This window comes from Chromobacterium sp. CV08, assembly GCF_051129845.1.
Lineage (GTDB): Bacteria > Pseudomonadota > Gammaproteobacteria > Burkholderiales > Chromobacteriaceae > Chromobacterium.
Genome location: NZ_CP150453.1, coordinates 655,797 through 675,169 on the forward strand (window position 1 = coordinate 655,797; position 19,373 = coordinate 675,169).

Sequence of the window (19,373 nt, forward strand, 5' to 3'; positions counted from 1 at the left end):
ATAGGAATTCGATTTTTATATGGATGGAATCTGTTGGCCTCTGTTTTTTCAGTCCAGGGCAGAATGGTTTTTCCTAAAGCAGATTCATGCCACAGCGTAGGTTTTTAGCGGATCTTAGTGCCGCAATTGTGGTGTGGAACCTGTGAAGTCAATCCAGGGGTTGGTTCCCAGGATGTCAGCTCCGACAACGCTCGGATCATCGTAGCGCATGTGGAAATTCTTCGGTCCGATTGCATATGCCACGGTCAGTCCATAGGGAGCATTGATGAATGCACCGTGTGGGAACAGGCCGGGGTAGCTGATACGAAAAGCTTTTTCTCCGACGTGTACAGGACCGACAGATAGTTTCACAATCTCGCCATCCTGCAAGCGGAAAAACCAGACCCACGGTCCGCCAGACACGACAGTCATGAGTTCATCAAGGCCGAAGCCGTCATCTGAAGTGTTGACGTGTAATTTGCCGTATTTAGCCAGGGCTGTGCGAAGGGTGCTGGCAGTACCAGCATGAATGGCTTTCATATCGTATATTTTGGGATAGGGTGTGTCGCCGATGTCGGACGTCGTAAGATAGCCGCCGCGATGAACTTCTGGTTGGCGCCCAGCTTTGAAAATCTCTTCCAGCAACTGCCTGCGATTTAGTGAGAAGAGTGCCATGAAACGTTGCTCTTCATCTTTGGTCAGTGCCCGTGTCTTGGAAGCCTCAATGAAAGGAATCGCCTCGGCTGGGGTTGACACTAGGCTAATATGAACGCCAATCGGCGCTAAAACTTTATTAACATTATCCACCCCGACAGTGGGCAGTTTTCCGTCGAGATACGAGATCTTCAGAAGCTGATCCTCCGGGCCCGCTTGGGCAATGCGAGGAATCATGGTGGCTGAAATGGCAAACGCCACAAACAAATTGGTCAGAGATTTCATCATTGCTGTTTCTCTTTCTTATCGATTAGATTCGATTCCCGATTTGATTCAAGCCATTGCGTCAGTAAATGGCTGACCATTTCCGGCTGTTCCAGTGGGGGCAGGTGACCGCACTCTTCTATGATAGAAAGTTGGGCATTGGGTAGTTTCTCCATCATCAAGTGCTGCATTTCCAGAGAAAAAAACTGATCTTGACGCCCATACAGAATGAGCGTTGGCATGGTCAGGGCGGAAAGTTGATTGGAAATATCTCGAGCATCCATCAGCACTCTGGTTTGATTGATCAACCCTTCGACTGACAAACCCTGGCACTCAAGTAATTCCTGCAACAAATCTTGATCATTTTCCCGGGTCGGCGCCACGCATGCCTTGTTCAGCTGTTCCCAGTGTTGCGCTATCGAACCATCCAATAGTGGTTTCAGCATGCCGGTTTCAAAGAAGGCCCGCTGCTCGACTGGCGTATTACCAGGAAAGGTACCCACAAGCATGAGTCGTTTCACGCGATGAGGAGCTTTAAGTGCTACATTTTGAGCAATCAGACCGCCGAGCGAGTGACCCAATAGGAGGAAGGTGTCCGGTGTCCGTCTTAAAACTTCATCGGCCATTTCACTAACCGTAGTTTTATTTGAAACAACAATGGTTTCAACATCATAATGTTCTTGTAAATATGGCAGCTGATGCTTCCACATTTTATTACCCGCATTGCTCCAGCCGGGAATAATCACTAGTTTTTGACGGTTGTTCATGATGTTGCTCCTTAAACCAGTTTGGGTTTGATGAGTGTTTTAATTTCGTTGACCGCCAGTGCTGCAATAATACATGCCAGTGCCAACCACTCTTTAGTACCAAATTGCTCGCCGCGCACCAGAACACCCAATATCACGCCGACCATCGGTACGATGAAATTGGAAATCGAGGTAAATACTGGACCGGTACGCTGAACCAGCGTTGCATATAGAAGATAAGCGAGGGCTGATCCTGCTATGCCCAATACCATGAGAGCGACGATGCCTCCGATTGCCCAATTCAAAGTCCAAGGTTTATCCAGCAACAGAGAGGCAACCAACAACGGAACGGATGCAACTGACAGGATGATTCTTGCAGTGCGGATCGGAGTGCCATGCGGTAATTTTTCGAATAGAATCAAACTGAGTGCAAAACTAACTGCTCCAGCAAAAATGGCAATTTCGTAAATTAGAGTATCAGCATTCAAGCCACTGGTATTGGGATTGACCAAGATGACTATTCCAATAAATCCAAGCACTACGCTCATGGCGGAATTTATGCTGAACTTACTATTCTTACTCAAGAATGCAGAAAAAATCAGGGTAAGAATGGGCACGCTGCCAATCAATACGGCAGTCACGCTGCTATCGACATGTTGCTGACCCCATACGATCAGAAACAGCGGTAGCACAGCTTCCAACACCGCAACCCCTGCGAACAACAAACCGATTGAAATAGTGGAACGTTGGGAGGGCTCTGGCGTTTTTTCCGGGATGAAGAGAGACAGGAGGGACAGGGTCAGCGCGCCAATCAATACGCGTCCAGCCGCCACCGTGATGGGGGGGAAGTATTCGACGGCTTTGGCATTGAACAGGAACTGTCCGCCCCAAACCATTCCGACACCCAGCAACAGTAAGTAGTCAAGTGTAGATCTCTTGCTATGCATAGCTTCGCCTTTCTGAAATGCCTTTGAGCCACGTATGGTTCATGATGTATAATGCAAGAATATACTTGCAATATTATCGAGGTCCCATGAGTTACGCAAGAAAAAACTTTGATAATTCGCCTCCTCGTGCGATCGACCAGCTGCTGATGCACATCAAGACGCATGGCGCCAGCAGCACCAGCGCATTGGCGCAAGTGCTGGGCGTATCTTCCGAAGCGGTACGCCAGCACTTGACCAGGCTGGTCGAGCAGGGGATCGTTGAAGGCGAGCGATCGAGCACAGGCGTTGGCCGACCCAAACAGTTATGGCGTTTAACGCAAGCGGGTCACGCCCGCTTCCCCGATACACACGCACAACTCACGGTACAGCTCATCCAGATGATTACTCAGGTCTTCGGCGAGGCCGGCGTACAACGCATCGTGGAGAGTCGTAGCGCGAAACAGTTGGATGAGTACCGTGCACAGCTCTCGTCCTGCACCAAGCTGATCGATCGGGTGACGCGTCTTGCCGATTTGCGCACCGAGGAGGGATACATGGCTCGGGTGGAGCACGATGGCGACGACTTGCTGTTGATCGAGGACCACTGCCCGATCTGCGCCGCCGCGTCCACATGCCAGGGTTTCTGCGCTTCGGAGCTGGCTCAGTTCCAGACGCTGATGCGTGGCTGGGCCGAAGTCAGCCGCGAGGAGTATCTGCAACACGGGGCCAATCGATGCGTATATCGTTTACGGAGGGATGAGAGCTCGAAAAGCCTATGCGAGCCTGCTGAAGGTAAAATCACATCGTCCTGATGTCTGGCAGGGCCTCTGTGCGATGACGTCGTGCAACGTCATCAAGAGCGATGGCTTTACTGCTGATCACCATCGGCAGACCGTCCGGGCATCAGAGGCTTTGTTGCACAAATCCGCCAACGCAGCGGCTTGGTAAGATAGCGGCATGACCAAGCCCACTCCGAAACGCTACCGAACCACCAACTGGAAGGCCTACAACCCAGCTCTGATCCAGCGTGGCTCTCTATCCGTCTGGCTGGACACGAGTATGTCATGACAGGCGACCCCGCGAGGCAAGCGTGGACGGACGCAGACCTATAGCGACCCCGCCATTCCATTCTGTTTGACCATCAAGAACCTATTTGGACTGCCATTGAGGCAGACCATCGGTTTCATTCAAAGCCTGTTCAAGCTGGCGGGCCTGGACTGGCGAGTCCCCGACTACAGCACATTATCCAGGCGGCAGCAGACGCTGCAGGTCCAGATTCCCTACCAGAAAAGCTCCGGCGCGCTGTATCTGCTGGTGGATAGCACAGGCATCAAGATGCTGGGCGAAGGTGAGTGGAAAACCAAGAAGCGCGGCGCGGAATATCGCCGGCAATGGCGCAAGCTGCATCTGGGCATCGATGCGGAAACCCTGCAAATCCGCGCCATTGAAGTCACGGACAATCGTCAGGGCGATGCGCAAATGCTGCCTCCGCTCTTGGCGCAAATCCCCACCGATGAGCCAATAGCCTGCGTGAGTGGCGACGGAGCTTTCGATACTCAGACGTGTCATGAGGCGATTGCCGCGCGGGGCGCAATCGGGTGCATTCCAACGCGCAAGAACGCGAGGCCATGGCAAGGCATTTCACTGGGCGTACTGGCGCGAAACGAGATTCTGCGGGCCACCAAACGATTAGGTATGGCGATCTGGAAACGCTGGAGCGACTACCATCGCCGCAGTCTGGTGGAAACCAAGATGTATTGCCTCAAACGGTTGGGGGAAAGGGTGACGGCCCGGCGTTTCGATGGTCAAGTGGCAGAACTGCAAGTGCGTGCCACCATCTTGAACCGCTTCAGCATGCCGGCCCGTCCATGCACGGTGGCGGTGGCGTAAATCCGTTTGGGGAAAGGGGAAGCTCGCACTGCCTAGGATTTATGCAACAGCGTCCATTTGAATGGCCAGTATGCCAAGCTGTGGGCATTGCAGACCGGGCGCTGAGTCCGCATGTGATCAGAAGCATCAGCTGGCCGCAGTACCAATCCAAATCCCAAGTCGACTGGAGAGTCCGCATGACAGAGAAACCCATCTCCCATATCGCCGTGCTTGGCACCGGCATCATTGGCGCCGCCGTCGCCCGCAACCTCGCCCGAAAAGGTTTCGACGTGCACGCCTGGAACCGCACGCCAGCCAAAGCGCAGGCGCTGGTCGCCGATGGCGTGAAGGCGGACGTCTGCGTTGAAGACGCCGTGCGCGGAGCCAGCTTGATCATCACCATAGGCAAAGACGGCGCCGCTGTGGCGGATGTCATGCGCCAGGCTGAAGTCGGTCTCGTGCCCGGCCAAGTATGGTTGCAATTGGCTACCGTCGGCCTGCAAGCGACGGCCGAGCTCAGCGCTTGGGCAAGCCAGCGCGGGCTGGTTTTCTACGACTCGCCGCTGTTGGGTACGCGCCAGCCGGCCGAGGCCGGCCAGTTGCTGATGCTGGCATCCGGGCCGCAGTCGTGTCGCGGGCAGGCGCAAGCGGTATTCGACGCGATCGGCCGTCGCACCATCTGGGTATCGGAGCAGCCGGGCGACGCCAGCCGGCTGAAGCTGGCTTTGAACAGTTGGGCGCTGGCCTTGACCCACGGCGCGGCGGAAAGCCTGGCGCTGGCGCGCGGCTTGGGCCTGGATCCGGCGCTGGTGCTGGACGCGGTGGCCGGCGGCCCGCTGGACAGCCTCTATCTGCAGGCCAAGGGCAAGGCGATGCTGGCCGGCGACTACACGGTCAGTTTTACCGTGGACAACGCGGCCAAGGATGCGGAGCTGATCCTGGCGGCGGCGGCCGAGGCTGGGGTGGCGCTCGATTGTGCGGCGGCGGGCCTGCGGCGCTTCCAGCGCGCGATGGAAGCCGGCCACGGCGACAAGGACATGGCGGCGTCCTTCCTGGTCTGAGCGTGAAAAAGCCGCCGGGGCTGAGGGCACGGCGGCGACGCCCGCTTGTCGTCATCGCCGGCCTCTTCGTCCACATGATCGAGCCGGCTGGCGTCGCGCAGTTCGATCTTCTGCTTCAGCGGGCCGCTTGAGCCGCTGACTGCCGCACGAGGTCGCCGGGCGACGCTCCCGGCAGGCCGTCGATGCGTGCCGGCCCTGCATCGCATCCCGCCGCGCGGGGGCTTTCATTCTGGCCAGAATAATTTCATTTAAACTGTTTAAATCATTTCATCCGGATGCTATGCTGTTGGCCATCTGCTGTCGCGAAAAGACCTTGAACAGGCTCTTGGAGCCCGCAATCGCCGAGGTGAGCAATGCACATTTCCCAAGCTTCTCAGCAATCATCTGTCGGCCTCGTCGCCGGGCGCGCCTTGCTGGCGCTGCTGTTCCTGGTCGCCGGCCTGCTCAAGCTGGCCAATTTCGCCGGCGTCGCAGGCAGGCTGGCCGCGATGGGTCTGCCTTTCGCGTCACTGCTGACCGTCGCGGCGATCTGTCTCGAGATCGGGTGCGGCAGCGCGCTGGCATACGGCTGGCGAGTGTCATGGGCCGCGCGCCTGCTCGCCTTGTTCCTGATTCCCGCCACCGTGATGTTCCACGCCTTCTGGTCGGCGGAATCTCCGGCCGAGTTCAGCAATCAGCTGAATCATTTCCTGAAGAATCTCGCGCTGATCGGCGCGTTGTGGTTCGTCGCGTCCAGTTCCGCGGCGCAGGCGAGCCGTTCCGTCGACGCCGGAGAGCGGCCGATGTGAAACGCGCGCTTCGGCGCCGGCTTCCGCGCGGCCTCAGCCGAGCGGTTCCGTTAGCCTTCCGGAGGGACGGCATGATGAAAATCGATCATATCCACCACGTGGCCTACCGATGCCGCGACGCCAGGGAGACCGTGCTGTGGTACCGGCGGATGCTGAACATGGATTTCGTGCTGGCGGTGGCGGGGGATGCGGTGCCGTCTACCGGGGAGAGCGATCCGTACATCCATGTCTTTCTCGACGCCGGCGACGGCAATATGCTGGCCTTTTTCGAGTTGCCGGCCCGAGCGGAACGGGTGCCGGATCCGAATACGCCGGACTGGGTGCAACATATCGCCTTCAGGGTCCGGGACCGCGCCGTGCTGCTGGCGTGCAAGGCGCATCTGCAGGCCAACGGCGTCGATGTGCTGGGCGTGGTAGACCACCGGATGTTCCACTCGATCTACTTTTTCGATCCGAGCGGCCATCGACTGGAGTTGACCTGTCCTGATCCGCACGAGGAGGCAATCCTCGAGCGGCTGGACGCCGTCAAATGGGAGATGCTGGACGAGTGGGCCCGGACCCGATGCCCGCCCCGGCATGCCGACTTTCTGTACGAACGCGGCTTCGCGGACGCGATTGAATGAGGCGCGCGACGCGCGAACGGCTTTACGACGGCGCCAGCCGATCGGCCGGCAACTCCCCGCGCTGTTCCAGCAGCGGGTAGGCGGTGCCGGTCAGATAGGAATCTATCCGCTTGAGCACGCGCAATGTCTCGAGGTAGAGATTGCTGGCTTCCAGGTCGCCGGTATGGCCCGCCCGGATCTGCTTGAACTGGCGCTCGGCGGCGTTCATCTCCATCTCGCGCATGCCGGCCTTTTCTCTCAGCAACTGATGCGCCGAGCTCGCGTCGCCGAACATCAGGATGGTGACCGCCAGGTGCAGGTGGCCCAGCAGGCGGCCCAGCCCTTCCTCGATGTCGGAGAGCTCGTCTTCCGACAGCGTCAGCTGCTGTTTCAGCAGCCGGTTGGCGCTGGCCATCAGATTGCGGTCGACCATTTCGCTGATATGCTGCAGCACGCCGGCGAAATGGAGGAGCTCACCGACCCGGTGCAATTTCTCCTGGTCCAGCGAATAGGGGCTGAGCGCCGCCAGATAGCGCTGGACGGCGCCGTGCAGCTGGCTCAGCTGATTGTCCATCGCGCGCACCTGGCCCACCATATTGCGGTCCTCCTCGCGGAAGACCGCCTGCGAGTTGCGCAGCATCAGCGTCAGCATGTCGGCCATGCGCAGCACCTCGCGCGCCGCGTTGGTCAGCGCCAGCGTCGGCCTGCCCAGCATGGCCGGATCCAGGTACATCGGACGGGACGGCTCGTCCTGGGCGGTGTGGGCCGGCAGCCATTTGACCAGCTGCCTGGACAGCGCCGGCAGCAGGCCGATGAACAGCACCGACATCGCCAGATTGAACAGCAGGTGAAAATGCGCCGCCAGGCGGCCCGGATCGGGGTCGACGCTGAGGATCGCGCGCTGGATGTCGCCGAGGAAGGGCAGCGCCAGCGCGCATCCGGCCAGCCGGTTCAGCAGATTGCCTATCGGCATGCGCAGCTGGGCCGGATCGTCGCGATTGCCCTCCAGCACCGGATTGATCGCGCTGCCGAGATTGGCGCCGAGCACCATGGCGACGGTGATGGTCGGCGACAGCACGCCGGCGCCGGCCAGCGACATGATGAACAGCATCGACGCCACGCTGGAGTGGGCGGCCAGCGAGAACAGCGCGGCGATCAGCAGGTTCAGCGCCGGATCGCTGGTGATGTCCCCCAGCAGCGTTCTCAGCGTGCGCGAGGCCTCGATGGGCTGGACCGTTTCCAGTATCAGGTGCAGGGCCAGCAGCATCAGGCCCAGGCCGATGCCGACCCGTCCCAGATCGCGGGTGCGGGCGCGCGCGCTGCGTCGGAAGGCGGTGACGCCGACCAGGATCAATAGCGGAAAGACCAGGGTGATATTGAACGACAAGGCCTGCACGATCAGCGTCGTGCCGACATTGGCGCCCAGCATGACGGCCAATGACGGGGCCAGGTCGACGATGCCGCCGGCGGCGAAGGCGCCCAGCATCAGCGCGGTGGCGGTGCTGCTTTGCAATAGCGTGGTAATGCCGAGGCCGGACAGGAAGGCCCGAAGCGGATTGCGCAGGCTTCTGCCGAGAAACAGGCGAAGCTGGCTGCCGAATACGCGCAAGATGCCGGTATGCACCATGTGGATGCCCCACATCAACAGGGCAACCTCGCCAAACAGATCGATTAGTATCTGAGTTGCCATATGGCCTGGCCTCTTTGTTTAATCAAAGCCTTTCAGAGCCTTTTCCGGCGGCGGACCTTATTTTTCGGGCGGCCCAAGAATGCCGGCATCGTTTTTGTATCATAAGCTGAAAAGCGCAAACTTTCAGAACCGGGCTTTTTGCTGGAATTTACGGTTTCAGATCGGCCGGCGGCGCCAATATCTTTCTTATTCCGGGCCGGCGTCGAATAAGGACCGCTAATAAAATTCCTGACGCGGCGTTGCGCCGACTTGGCGTACTCAAGTACGGCCTGAGCCGGCGCGCCTTGGCTCAGGCGGGAAACGGATTTTTGTCAGCCATTCCAGTGCCGGTTTGATTCCGGATAAAACGAAGGGGCCGGCGGCCCCTTCCTATTCGGCTTTATCGATGCGGCCGGATCAATGGCTGAGCATGAACGGCGGCGCCGCGACCAGATTGGAGGCGTTGCCGCCGACGCTGCATTGTGCCACCTGCTGCGCTTGCAGCTTCAGCTGGTACATCAGGCCCAATGCCTTGTCCAGCATCGCCGGCTGGCCGTTGAACACCTTGTTCAGGCTGTTCAGCAGCAAGAGGTAGGCGTCGTAGAAGCGCTGCGCCGCCAGAGAGGCCGGCGTGCCGGGGATGTAGTCGCTGACCGCCGCGTTGGACAGGAAGTTGTAGATGCGCTCGCCGTCCAGCGGCACCGGCTTGCCGCGGTAGGACCAGCCGGACACCGCCTCGACGTCGGGCACCAGCGCGCGGCCGTGGTAGATCTCGCCGAACTTGAAGTAGTGCGCGTAGCTGCCGTCGCCGTCGGTCGGCAGCGAGAGCTTGGCGAAGTCTATGCCTTCGCCCTGCAGCACGATGGTTTCTATCGCCTGGGCGGCGCTTTTCAGATCGACGATATAGCCGTTGGCCGGCGCGGTCCTGACCGGCGGGAACCATTTGCCGATATCGACTTGCTGCTGCTGGCGCGGGTGGGCGAACAGTTCCGGGTCCAGCTCGGCGGCCACGGCCAGCGCCGCCAGCACCGCCTGGTAGAACTTGCCTATCGAGGCGAACTCGCCGGGCTTTTCGGGCGTCGGTTCCGGCACCGTCTCGCCGGGCAGTATCTCCCCTTCGCCGGTGGCCGGGCGCTCGATGGCCATCAGCACGTTTTTCAGCTGCGGCCTGGACAGCGCAGCCAGCGTGACCTGCAGGTCGTTGTCTATCTTGGCCGGCAGCGGTCCCGGATAGCTCAGCGATTTGCCGATGGCGACGATGTCGGGATTGCCGCCGAGGGCGATCAGGATATTGGCCGCCAGCGTCATGTGCAGCATTTCCTCGGTCACCACCGACTGGATCAGCGCCGCCGCCGCGCCGTTGCTGCCGGGCATGATGGAGAACAGCGCGGTCAGATACGGCGGGATGGTGGAGAATTCCAGCTCGACCGCGGTGGTCAGCGCCTTTTTCAATTCGGCGCTACAGGGATTGCTCTTCAGCTGGTCGATGACGCTTTGCTTGATGCGCAGCATATTCTTGCCTTTCTCGAATGGAGTGGAGGGCGCGCCTCAGCGCTTGCCGCCCTTGACGAAGTCCGCGGCGTGGGCGCCCTGCAACGCGTCGCCCCTGGCGCCGCCGCCGCGGGTCGGGCAGCGCTTGCCGAACATCTCCAGCATGCTTTTCGGCCGCCCCTGCTGTTGCAGCACCTGGTCGAAGTAGTTCACCAGCGCGCGCCGCTTGCTGCTGGACAGGTCGCGGGTGACCGGCATCTGGTCGGGATCGTCGTCGGGTTTGTCGAGCACGAATTTCAGGATGAAGGCGTTGGCGTCGGCCTGTTCCTGCTGCGAGAAGTCGAACAGGCCCTGGCTCATCACCGGGTATAGATTGGCGTACTGCTGCAGTATCGGCTGGACGTCGCTCCAGTTGACCGGCGACGGCGCCGTGTAGCTGGAGCGCACGACGATGGCGTACTGGTCGAATGTCTGCTGCACCGTCGGCTTGCCGTGGACCGAGTTCTCGGAGAAGTTGTAGCTGTAGTTGAACAGCTGGCCGTCCAGATAGCCGCGAGGATAACCCAGCGCCTTGGGGCCGGTGATGGTCAGGTTGATCCGGCCGTAGCCGTCGGTGCCGGCGGCATCCTGGGTGAAGCGTATCTGCTCCTGCGGCAGATTGGTGGTCGGCGGCGCGGCCTTCGGCGTGGTCTGCGGCGGGTTGTCGGTCGGGCAGTCGCCGCTGTCCACCTGCGGCCCGATCCAGGTCTCGCTCAGCGTCACTTCGCTGTTGGCCAGCGGCACGCCGTATTGCGCGACGAAGACGGCGGACGTCAGCGTATTGGCGTCGACGTTGGGATCCGGGTAGCCGCCGTTCGGGTCCAGGCGCAGCGCGAACTGATCGGCGCGCACTTCCCAGCCGTACTCGCCCTCGCAGCACAGCAGCAGCGCCAGGCCGTCGCCGCTGTCATTGGCTGCGGTGACCAGGGCCAGCGGCAGCGAGTTGATCGTCGGCATCACCGCGTCCGAGATCGGCACCGCGGCGATGCCGCTGCGGCTCAGCAGGCTGGCGTTGGAGATATCGATCGTGGCCAGCGGGCGGTACTGGTTCGGCTGCAGATAGGGGCTGTCCGGCAGGCTGCGCACGGGCTTTTTCGCCGGATCGGGCGGGAACAGCTGGGCGATGATGAACGGCTGTTGCCAGTATTGCTGGGTGTCGCCCTGCGTCGGCGCCTGCGGATTGGCGCTGCCGCTGCCGCATGTGACGTCGACCAGGTAGGAGGTTTCCAGCGTGGCGCCGGGCTGGTAGCGCAGCGGCAGCGCGTTGCTGAGGTCGGCGTACAGGGTGTTGCCGACCAGCTGGGCGCTGAACCAGCCGACATTGGGAATGTAGTCCTGCCGGTAGGACTGCGGCGGCAGCAGGCTGGCGGCCGGGATGAAGCGCCGGCCCAGCACGAAGGACTGCGGCTCGGTCGGATAGGCCGGGCCGATGGCGCCGAGCAAGAGGCCGTAGGAGAAGAAGCTTTCGCCCAGCCTGTCGTCATAGCCGTAGGTGGTCAGCCGCAGCGACAGCGTATGGTTCTGCTGTTCGCAGATGGCCTTCAACGCCTGCAGCAGCGGGCTGGTCACGCCGTCCAGATTCCATTCGACGCCGGTCAGCTGGGTCTGCCAGATCGCCGAGGCCGCCCTGTCGCCGCTGCTGTTGCCTACGCGGTTGAACCACAGGTCGCGGAAGGGATTGGGCGCGTAGGCGCCGCGCATCAGCACTTGTCCGTTCGGGGCCTGCAAGGTGATGATCTGCCCGTAGATACAGGAGGCCAGCTGCCAGTCCGGGTCCAGGTCCACCATCTTGCCCGACGGCTGGTCGCCGGCGTTGCCGACGGTCAGGCCGATCGCGGCGTCCTGGTCGTAGCGGGTGATTTCCCGGCCATCCGGACCGAGCGCCGATTGCACGACGCAGTTTTTCAGGCTGAAGATGCCGGTGCCGAACGGATTCCACCAGCCGTTCCATTCGATCTCCTGGCTGTTGCCGGGCACCTCGACTTTTTCCGGCGCATAGGTGGGCTGCTGGAAATGCGATTCGAAAGTGGCGTTGTCGAAGTGGCGCGGATCGTTGTTGACGGTGGAGACATCGGATTGGAACAGGCCGGAAAACGCCAGGCGGGGGTACTGAAGATAGCTCATGCAACCGCTCCTTGATCAGTTTGCAACAGTGTGGACAGGCACGTTGAACTGCGGGAACCGCCGGTGATGCTTGGGATCGAGCGTCGGGTGACACCTGCACGAGAAGTGGATCGCGAATGGGCCGGAACGGGGTTGGCTTGCCCGCCGCCAGTCGTTCGTCATTTTGTTTGATTTTCAATCTGGCAGAGGGCATACCCGATTGCAATGGAAAATCAAGGCGCTAAGGGAAAGCACCGAGTCGATCGCGATGGCCTGCCGGCCGAGCTGTCCGCAAAAAGACTTTGAGCAGGTTCCGGAAGGGCGGCGGCGGGACGGCGCCCGCCGCCGGTAGTCTACGGCTGACGGCGATGGACGTCGTGGGTGACGAAGGGGCGGTCGGGCGACGGCATCCGCAGCCACTCCGGGTGGGACAGGCTGCTGCGGATGTCGGCCAGGCCGGCGGCCCAGTGCTCGCGCATCGTGCGGGCGCCGAACTGGTAGTCCTTGTAGTGGCCCTCGCAGGGCTTGTCCTGGTAGATCAGGTGCACCACATTGAACAGCCGGTCGCAGGCCTGCTCGGCGGCGCGGCGGTAGGCCGGCGAATCGCGCGCCGCCTCCGGAACCAGTTCCAGCGCCTCGCGCAGCAGCAGGCGGAACTGCTGCGTTTCCCGCATATAGTCGGTGATCATCCGCGTGCGGCTGGAGAACTGGATGTCCTTCTGCCTGAGCGCGACGCGCGACAGATCCTCCGGCATCGCGCCGCCGGCGTTCCACAGGTCCACCTGGAATACCAGCGCGTGCTTGCGCGGCCGGGCGGCCAGCACCTGCTGCAGCGGCGTGTTGGACACCATGCCGCCGTCCCAGTAGTGCTCGCCGTCTATCTCCACCGCCGGGAAACCCGGCGGCAGCGCGCCGGAGGCCATGAAGTGTTCGGCGCGCAGCCGCTTGCGCGTGTTGTCGAAGTAGACGAAATTGCCGCTTCTGACGTTGACGGCGCCGACCGAAACCCGCATTTCGCCGCTGTCGTTCAGCCGGTCGAAATCGACCAGCCTCTCCAGCGTGCTTTTCAGCGGCGAGGTGTCGTAGAAGCTGGCGGCGCCGGACGCCAGCGGATAGCGCGGCACGAAGAAGCCGTTCTGGCCCTCGATCAGCGCGCGCCAGGCCTCCAGGCCGTTCAGCCAGCCCAGCAGCGTCGGCGGCAGCGTCTGTGCGTCGTCCAGCAGATTGTGCGGCGTCGGCGGCAGCAGCGGCTGGCGGCTGATGGTCTGCCAGAACTGCTCCAGCCGCTCCACGCGCTTGTCCGGCGGGTTGCCGGCGATGACGGCGGCGTTCAGCGCGCCTATCGAAATGCCGGCCACCCAGTTCGGGTGCAGCCGTGTCTCCGCCAGGCCTTGGTAGACGCCGGCCTGGTAGGCGCCGAGCGCGCCGCCGCCCTGCAGCACCAGCGCCACCACCTGGTAGCGGTGGTCGGGCGGCAGCGCCGGGCTGTGGTAGGGCCCGGCGTCGGCATGGCAGGCCGAGTTCAGTTTGTCCGATGCCATGCCCGCCCCTTACTGCATGAACCAGCCGTGGCTGACGACGAAGGACTGGCCGGTCATCGCGGCGCTGGGGAAGGCGGCCAGAAACAGCGCGGTCTGGGCGACGTCGTCGACGGTGGTGAACACGCCGTCCACGGTATTGCCCAGCATCACGCGCTTGACCACTTCGTCCTCGCTGATGCCCAACTCCTTCGCCTGCTCCGGAATCTGCTTGTCGACCAGCGGCGTGCGCACGAAGCCGGGGCAGATCACGTGCGAGCGCACATTGTACGGCGCGCCCTCCTTGGCCAGCACGCGGGCCAGGCCCAAGAGCGCGTGCTTGGCTGCGACATAGGCCGACTTCAGCGGCGAGGCCTCGTGCGAGTGGACCGAGCCCATATAGATGACCACGCCGCCGCGCTTGTCCTTGTACATGTGCTGAAGCGCGGCCTTGGTGGTCAGGAAGGCGCCGTCGACATGGATGGCCTGCATCTTCTTCCAGTCGGCGAAGCTGTAGTTGACGATGGGGTTGACGATCTGGATGCCGGCGTTGGACACCAGGATGTCCAGACGGCCGAAGGCGTCGACCACTTGCTGGGTGCCCTGGTTGACGGCGGCCTCGTCGGTGACGTCCATCGCCACGCCTATGGCCTTGCCGCCGGCGGAGGCGATCTCGTCGGCCGCCTTGCGCGCGGCGTCGAGATTGATGTCGGCGATGGCCACCGCCGCGCCGGCGGCGGCGTAGACCCGGGCGATTTCCTTGCCGATGCCGCTGGCGGCGCCGGTGATCAGGGCGACTTTTCCATTCAATTGCATGGCGCTTCTCCTGTCGTTTCTATCAAGGGAACAACTGGCGGACGACGGACGGCGCGGAGCCGCCGCCGGTCTATCGGATGCATTCGGTACGAGGCCGGCAGGCGGGAGGAGTTCCCGCTGCAATGACGTTGTATTGTAGTCCGGCCGCCCGGCTACGTCCGATCGGCCTCGGCCAGCCAACGGCAGAAGGCGGCGACGGCCGGATGGCCGTTCCTGGCCTCCGGCACATAGGCGAAGTAGCGCCAGTCCTCCAGTCTCGGGCCGGCGAAGGGCTGGACCAGCCGGCCGCTGGCGAGATCGTCGGCGATCAGCCGGCTGGGGCCCAGCGCCACGCCCAGCCCGTCCAGCGCCGCCTGCAAGGTCAGATAGAAGTGTTCCAGCGTCAGGCTGGCCGCCGGCTGCAGCTCGGGCGCGCCGGCGACGGCCAGCCATTGCGGCCAGAAGTCGGGGCTGCCGGCGGTGTGCAGCAGCGTGTGGCGGGCCAGGTCGGCGGGCTTGGCGATAGGCAGCCGGTCGAGCAGCTCCGGGCTGCAGACCGGCAGCCGGCTCTCCTGCAGGAATTCGTGGGCGATGTAGCCGGGCAGCGCCTGGGGGCCGCCGCGTATCGCCACCTCGAAGCCGTCGGCCAGCTGGGCGACGGGCTCGCTGGACGTGGTCAGCTGCAGCTCGATCTGCGGGTGGCGCAGCTGGAAGCGCGACAGCCGCGGGATCAGCCAGCGCAGCGTGAAGGTGGCCGGCGCGTTCACCCGCAGCGGCAGCGGACCCTGTCGCAGCCTGGCGCTGGCGCTCTCTATCCGCTCCAGCGCGGCGCGGATGTCGGCGAGGTAGCCGCGGCCGGCGTCGATCAGCCTGACCTGGCGGTGATGGCGCTCGAACAGCGGCGCGCCCAGCCATTCCTCCAGCAGGCGGATCTGGCGGCTGACCGCGCCGTGTGTGACGTGCAGCGCCTCGGCGGCCTCGCTGAAGCTGAGCCGGACGGCGGCGGCCTCGAAGGCGCGCAGCGCGTTCAACGGCGGAAGCTCTCGTTTCATTCGTGTGAGTTTTCCTGACATGAAAAGCCAGAATAAGTCGTTTGTCAGCCTGCCGGCAAGTTCCGTAAGGTGTTGTCGGAACAAGATGAATCCTCACTCGGGAGAGCAGCATGAACAAGGTGGTTGTGATAGGCGCGCAATGGGGCGACGAGGGCAAGGGGCGGATCGTCGATCTGCTGGCCGAGACGGCGGACTGCGTGGTGCGCTTCAACGGCGGGCACAACGCCGGCCATACGCTGGTGGTCGACGGCAAGACCTGGAAGCTGGCCTTGCTGCCCTGCGGCCTGCTGCGCGGCAAGCCGGGCGTGATAGGCAACGGCGTGGTGGTGGATCCGCGCGCGCTGCTGGACGAGATCGACCGCATCGCCGCCGAGGGGCTGGAGATCACGCCGGACAAGCTGGCCATCGCCGACAACGCGACGCTGATCCTGCCGTCGCACGTCGCGCTGGACGCCGCCCAGGAGGCGGCGAGGACTCTGCCGATAGGCACCACCGGCCGCGGCATCGGACCGGCGTTCGAGGACAGGGCCGGACGGCGAGCGATCCGGCTGGCGGACCTGGCCGACCGCGACATGCTGGCCGCCAGGCTGGACGAGGCCCTGCGCTACCACAACGCGGTGCTGGCCGCGCTGGGGCGGCTGGTTTTCGAGCCGGAGGCCGTGCTGGCGGCGCTGCTGGAGCAGGCGCGCCGCATCCTGCCGTATCTGCGGCCGGCGTGGCAGCTGCTTGACGAGGCCGACTCGGCCGGGCGGCGCATCCTGTTCGAGGGCGCGCAGGCGATGCTGCTGGATGTCGAGCACGGCAGCTACCCCTTCGTCACCTCGTCCGGCGCCGGCGCGGCGCAGGCCGCCGCCGGCTCCGGCCTGGGCAGCGCCGCGCGCGGCCATGTGCTGGGCGTGTGCAAGGCCTACGCGACCCGGGTCGGCGGCGGACCGTTCCCGACCGAGCTGAGCGACGCCGCCGGCGAACTGCTGCGCGAGAAGGGCGGCGAGTACGGCACCAATACCGGCAGGGCGCGCCGTTGCGGCTGGCTGGACGCCGCGCTGCTGCGGCAGAGCGTGCGGGTCGGCGGCATCGACAGCCTGGCGCTGACCAAGCTGGACGTGCTGGACGGCGTAGAGGAATTGAAGATCTGCACCGCTTACCGCCTGGACGGCGCGCTGCGGCGGGACTACCCGGCCGGGCTGGCCGAGCGCGGCCGGGTCGAGCCTGTGTACGAGACGCTGCCCGGCTGGCGGCAGCGCACCCGAGGCGCGCGCAGCCTGGACGCGCTGCCGGCGGAGGCGCGCGCCTATGTCCGGCGCGTCGAGGAGCTGGCCGGCGTGCCGGTGACGCTGATTTCCACCGGCGCCGAACGCGACGAGGCCATCGTCATCGACGATCCGTGGCGCGGCGGCTAGCCGGCCGGGCGCGGCTCCGGTAGGCTGGGCGGCCAAGCGGCGCGAGGCGGCCGAATGCCGCCCGGCCTCAACTCGATAAGGAAACGCATCATGCAAATGCCGAAACTGGGAGTGGGCACCTTCCGTCTGAAGGAGCGGCAGGCGGAGGATTCGGTGTCTATGGGCCTGGAGCTGGGCTATCGCCATATCGACACCGCCCAGATCTACCGCAACGAGGCCGACGTCGGCCGCGCGATCGCCAACAGCGGCGTGCCGCGCGACGAGTTGTACGTCACCACCAAGATCTGGACCGACAAGTTCGGCCCGGGCCGCCTGATTCCCAGCCTGCGCGAGAGCCTGGACAAGCTGGGCCTGGACAGCGTGGACATGACGCTGATCCACTGGCCGTCGCCCAACGATGAAGTGCCGATGGCGGTGTATATGACGCAGCTGGCCGAGGCCAGGCAGCTGGGGCTGACGCGCGGGATCGGCGTGTCCAACTTCACCATCGCCCATCTGGAGCAGGCGATGGACGTCGTCGGCGCCGACGCGATCGGCACCCATCAGCTGGAGGTGCATCCGTATCTGCAGAACCTGAAGGTGCGCGCCTTCTGCCGCGAGCACGGCATCGCGCTGACCGGCTACATGCCGCTGGCCTACGGCCGGGTGGTCGGCGATCCGGTGTTGCAGGGCATAGGCCGGAAGCACGGCGCGACGGCGGCCCAGGTGGCGCTGGCCTGGCAACTGGGGCAGGACATCGCGGTGATCCCGTCGTCGACCAGGCGCGAGAACCTGGCGGCCAATCTGGACGCGTTGAAACTGCGCCTGGACGACGAGGACATGGCGCGGATCGCCGGCCTGGAGGACGGCGGCCGCATCGCGAATCCGGACTTCGCGCCGGCCTGGGACGCCTGAGCCATCCGCCGCCGCGCGGGTTACAATGGGGTTTTGTCGCCCGCGTGGGAAACAGCATGAACGAAGAGTTGAAGATCGAGGACCTGGTGGTCGGCGACGGCAAGGAGGCGGTGCGCGGCGCGCTGATCACCACCCATTACACCGGCTGGCTGGAGGACGGCAGCCAATTCGATTCCTCGCTGGACAAGGGCCGGCCGTTCCAGTGCGTGATCGGCACCGGCCGCGTGATCAAGGGCTGGGATCTGGGACTGATGGGCATGAAGGTGGGCGGCAGGCGCAAGCTGTCGGTGCCGGCTCGCCTGGCCTACGGCGAGCGCCAGATAGGCGACCGCATTCCGGCCAACTCCAACCTAGTGTTCGAGATCGAGTTGCTGGAGGTGTTGACGCGGGACTGAGCGGTGGGCGGGGCCGGACGGATCGGGTCGAGGAGGCGCGGCGAGGAGCGGAGAGGGGAACGTTTCATGTAAACAGTCCGACTTGCCGATTGACTGGGAATGAATTATTTTTATGCTTTTAGCATTGTTTTCGTAGTCCAGGCCTGCTCTGTCGTATGTCCCGCGCCGGCGTTTACATACTTTGCGGCTTCGGGTTTATCGGAGAGTGAAATGATTGACGATATCCGCTACCTCATCGTCTTTGCCAAGATTGCCGAAGTGGGATCGATGTCCGGCGCCGCGGAGGCGCTGGGCATCACCACCGCCACCATCAGCCAGCATCTGACCAAGCTGGAAAAAAACCTGGACACGGCGCTGTTGTACCGCAACACCCGCAAGCAGGCGCTGACGCCTGACGGCGAGAGCCTGCTGGAGACGGCCAGGGCGATGCTGGACCTGTACGAGAAGGGCATCATAGGTTTCAAGCAGCGCTCGACCCTGATGACCAGCAGCCTGCGCATCTCGATTCCGGCGATGTTCATCAACAGCAGCTTCATGGACGAGGTGGCGCGCTTCATCGGCGAGAATCCGGACATCCAGCTGAGCATCGTCTGCAGCGACAACCGGCAGGACATCATCGGCGAAAACATCGATGTGGCGTTCCGCATCGGCGACATGCCGGACAGCTCGCTGAAGTCCAAACCCATCTTTTCCTTTCCGCGAAGAGTGGTCGCCTCGCCGGATTTCCTCGTGCGCCATGGGCCGATCCGGCATCCGCGCGATCTGGCGGCGGTGCCGTGGATAGGCCTGACGATGCGGGCCGACAACCGCCATTTCCGTCATCCGTCCGGAGAGGAGTGCGGCATCCGCTACACGCCGTGCACCCGGGTCGACAATGTCGCCGCGGCCTACCAGCTGGCCTTGCGCGGCGTCGGCCTGGCCGCCCCGCCGGAGTTCATGGTCCAGCGCGACGTCGCCGACGGCGCGCTGGAATGGGTCTTGCCCGAGTGGTCGCAGGAGCCGATGCGGGTATACGCGGTGTGGCCGTCCAATGTGTCCAGCAGCAGCGTCGCCTACCGTCTGATCCACGTCATCTGCAACGCCTTGCAGCACGTCAGCGCGATGGCGGCCTGACCGCGCCGGACCGGTC

At 63.2% G+C, this 19,373-nt stretch carries 17 protein-coding genes and 1 pseudogene; 9 read left to right on the forward strand and 9 right to left on the reverse strand.

Annotated features, from left to right (window positions below; translation table 11 throughout):
• Positions 1-114: 114 nt before the first annotated feature.
• The 3 genes from WNM05_RS03185 to WNM05_RS03195 are packed head-to-tail and all read right to left on the reverse strand — an operon-like array spanning position 115 to position 2,590.
• A complete protein-coding gene (locus WNM05_RS03185) occupies positions 115-921 on the reverse strand; it encodes a hypothetical protein (protein ID WP_434632486.1) in 807 nt (268 codons plus the stop codon).
• Entirely contained in the window at positions 918-1,664 is a 747-nt protein-coding gene (locus WNM05_RS03190) for an alpha/beta fold hydrolase (protein ID WP_434632489.1), read from the reverse strand. The genes WNM05_RS03185 and WNM05_RS03190 overlap by 4 nt, the downstream gene beginning before the upstream one ends.
• Before the next feature lie 11 nt (positions 1,665-1,675).
• Positions 1,676-2,590 (reverse strand): DMT family transporter, encoded by a 915-nt coding sequence (locus WNM05_RS03195; protein WP_434632492.1) that lies wholly within the window; start codon positions 2,588-2,590, stop codon positions 1,676-1,678.
• An 86-nt stretch (positions 2,591-2,676) separates the two neighbouring features.
• Between WNM05_RS03195 and WNM05_RS03200 the strand changes: the two genes are divergently transcribed.
• The 5 genes and pseudogenes from WNM05_RS03200 (at position 2,677) to WNM05_RS03220 (ending at position 6,910) form a co-directional block, all read left to right on the forward strand.
• Positions 2,677-3,381, forward strand: a complete 705-nt coding sequence (locus WNM05_RS03200) for a helix-turn-helix transcriptional regulator (RefSeq protein WP_434632495.1) — start codon at positions 2,677-2,679, stop codon at positions 3,379-3,381.
• 145 nt (positions 3,382-3,526) lie between these two features.
• Positions 3,527-4,459 (forward strand): annotated as a pseudogene (locus tag WNM05_RS03205) (IS5 family transposase).
• Between the two features lie 176 nt (positions 4,460-4,635).
• Complete coding sequence (locus WNM05_RS03210) at positions 4,636-5,499, forward strand: NAD(P)-dependent oxidoreductase (RefSeq protein ID WP_434632498.1); 864 nt, start codon at positions 4,636-4,638, stop codon at positions 5,497-5,499.
• Between the two features lie 353 nt (positions 5,500-5,852).
• A complete protein-coding gene (locus tag WNM05_RS03215) occupies positions 5,853-6,287 on the forward strand; it encodes a DoxX family protein (RefSeq protein WP_434632501.1) in 435 nt (144 codons plus the stop codon).
• A 71-nt stretch (positions 6,288-6,358) separates the two neighbouring features.
• The gene (locus WNM05_RS03220) at positions 6,359-6,910 is read left to right on the forward strand and encodes a VOC family protein (protein ID WP_434632504.1); all 552 of its coding nucleotides are present in this window, start codon (positions 6,359-6,361) and stop codon (positions 6,908-6,910) included.
• 22 nt (positions 6,911-6,932) lie between these two features.
• Here WNM05_RS03220 and WNM05_RS03225 read toward each other — a convergent pair whose 3' ends face one another.
• The 6 genes from WNM05_RS03225 to gcvA all read right to left on the reverse strand — a co-directional run bounded on the left by WNM05_RS03225 (position 6,933) and on the right by gcvA (position 15,555).
• Entirely contained in the window at positions 6,933-8,579 is a 1,647-nt protein-coding gene (locus tag WNM05_RS03225) for a Na/Pi cotransporter family protein (RefSeq protein WP_434632507.1), read from the reverse strand.
• Positions 8,580-8,975: 396 nt separating this feature from the next.
• Positions 8,976-10,070, reverse strand: coding sequence for a ferritin-like domain-containing protein (locus tag WNM05_RS03230; protein ID WP_434632508.1), 1,095 nt, complete (start codon positions 10,068-10,070; stop codon positions 8,976-8,978).
• A 36-nt stretch (positions 10,071-10,106) separates the two neighbouring features.
• A complete protein-coding gene (locus WNM05_RS03235) occupies positions 10,107-12,212 on the reverse strand; it encodes a hypothetical protein (RefSeq protein WP_434632510.1) in 2,106 nt (701 codons plus the stop codon).
• Positions 12,213-12,544: 332 nt separating this feature from the next.
• Positions 12,545-13,732 carry a patatin-like phospholipase family protein gene (locus WNM05_RS03240; protein WP_434632512.1) on the reverse strand — a complete coding sequence of 396 codons (1,188 nt, stop codon included), beginning with the start codon at positions 13,730-13,732 and terminating at the stop codon, positions 12,545-12,547.
• 9 nt (positions 13,733-13,741) lie between these two features.
• Positions 13,742-14,524 (reverse strand): 3-hydroxybutyrate dehydrogenase, encoded by a 783-nt coding sequence (locus WNM05_RS03245; protein WP_434632513.1) that lies wholly within the window; start codon positions 14,522-14,524, stop codon positions 13,742-13,744.
• Between the two features lie 152 nt (positions 14,525-14,676).
• On the reverse strand, positions 14,677-15,555 hold the full coding sequence (gene gcvA, locus WNM05_RS03250) for a transcriptional regulator GcvA (RefSeq protein WP_434632514.1): 879 nt from the start codon (positions 15,553-15,555) through the stop codon (positions 14,677-14,679).
• Between the two features lie 110 nt (positions 15,556-15,665).
• On the opposite strand from gcvA, the gene WNM05_RS03255 reads away from it, so the two are divergent.
• From WNM05_RS03255 to WNM05_RS03270, 4 genes are all read left to right on the forward strand, one after another.
• Positions 15,666-16,955, forward strand: coding sequence for an adenylosuccinate synthase (locus tag WNM05_RS03255; RefSeq protein ID WP_434632516.1), 1,290 nt, complete (start codon positions 15,666-15,668; stop codon positions 16,953-16,955).
• A 90-nt stretch (positions 16,956-17,045) separates the two neighbouring features.
• The gene (gene dkgB / locus WNM05_RS03260; protein ID WP_434632518.1) at positions 17,046-17,849 is read left to right on the forward strand and encodes a 2,5-didehydrogluconate reductase DkgB; all 804 of its coding nucleotides are present in this window, start codon (positions 17,046-17,048) and stop codon (positions 17,847-17,849) included.
• 56 nt (positions 17,850-17,905) lie between these two features.
• A complete protein-coding gene (locus WNM05_RS03265; protein ID WP_434632520.1) occupies positions 17,906-18,244 on the forward strand; it encodes an FKBP-type peptidyl-prolyl cis-trans isomerase in 339 nt (112 codons plus the stop codon).
• A 210-nt stretch (positions 18,245-18,454) separates the two neighbouring features.
• Entirely contained in the window at positions 18,455-19,357 is a 903-nt protein-coding gene (locus WNM05_RS03270) for a LysR family transcriptional regulator (protein ID WP_434632522.1), read from the forward strand.
• Positions 19,358-19,373: the final 16 nt, after the last annotated feature.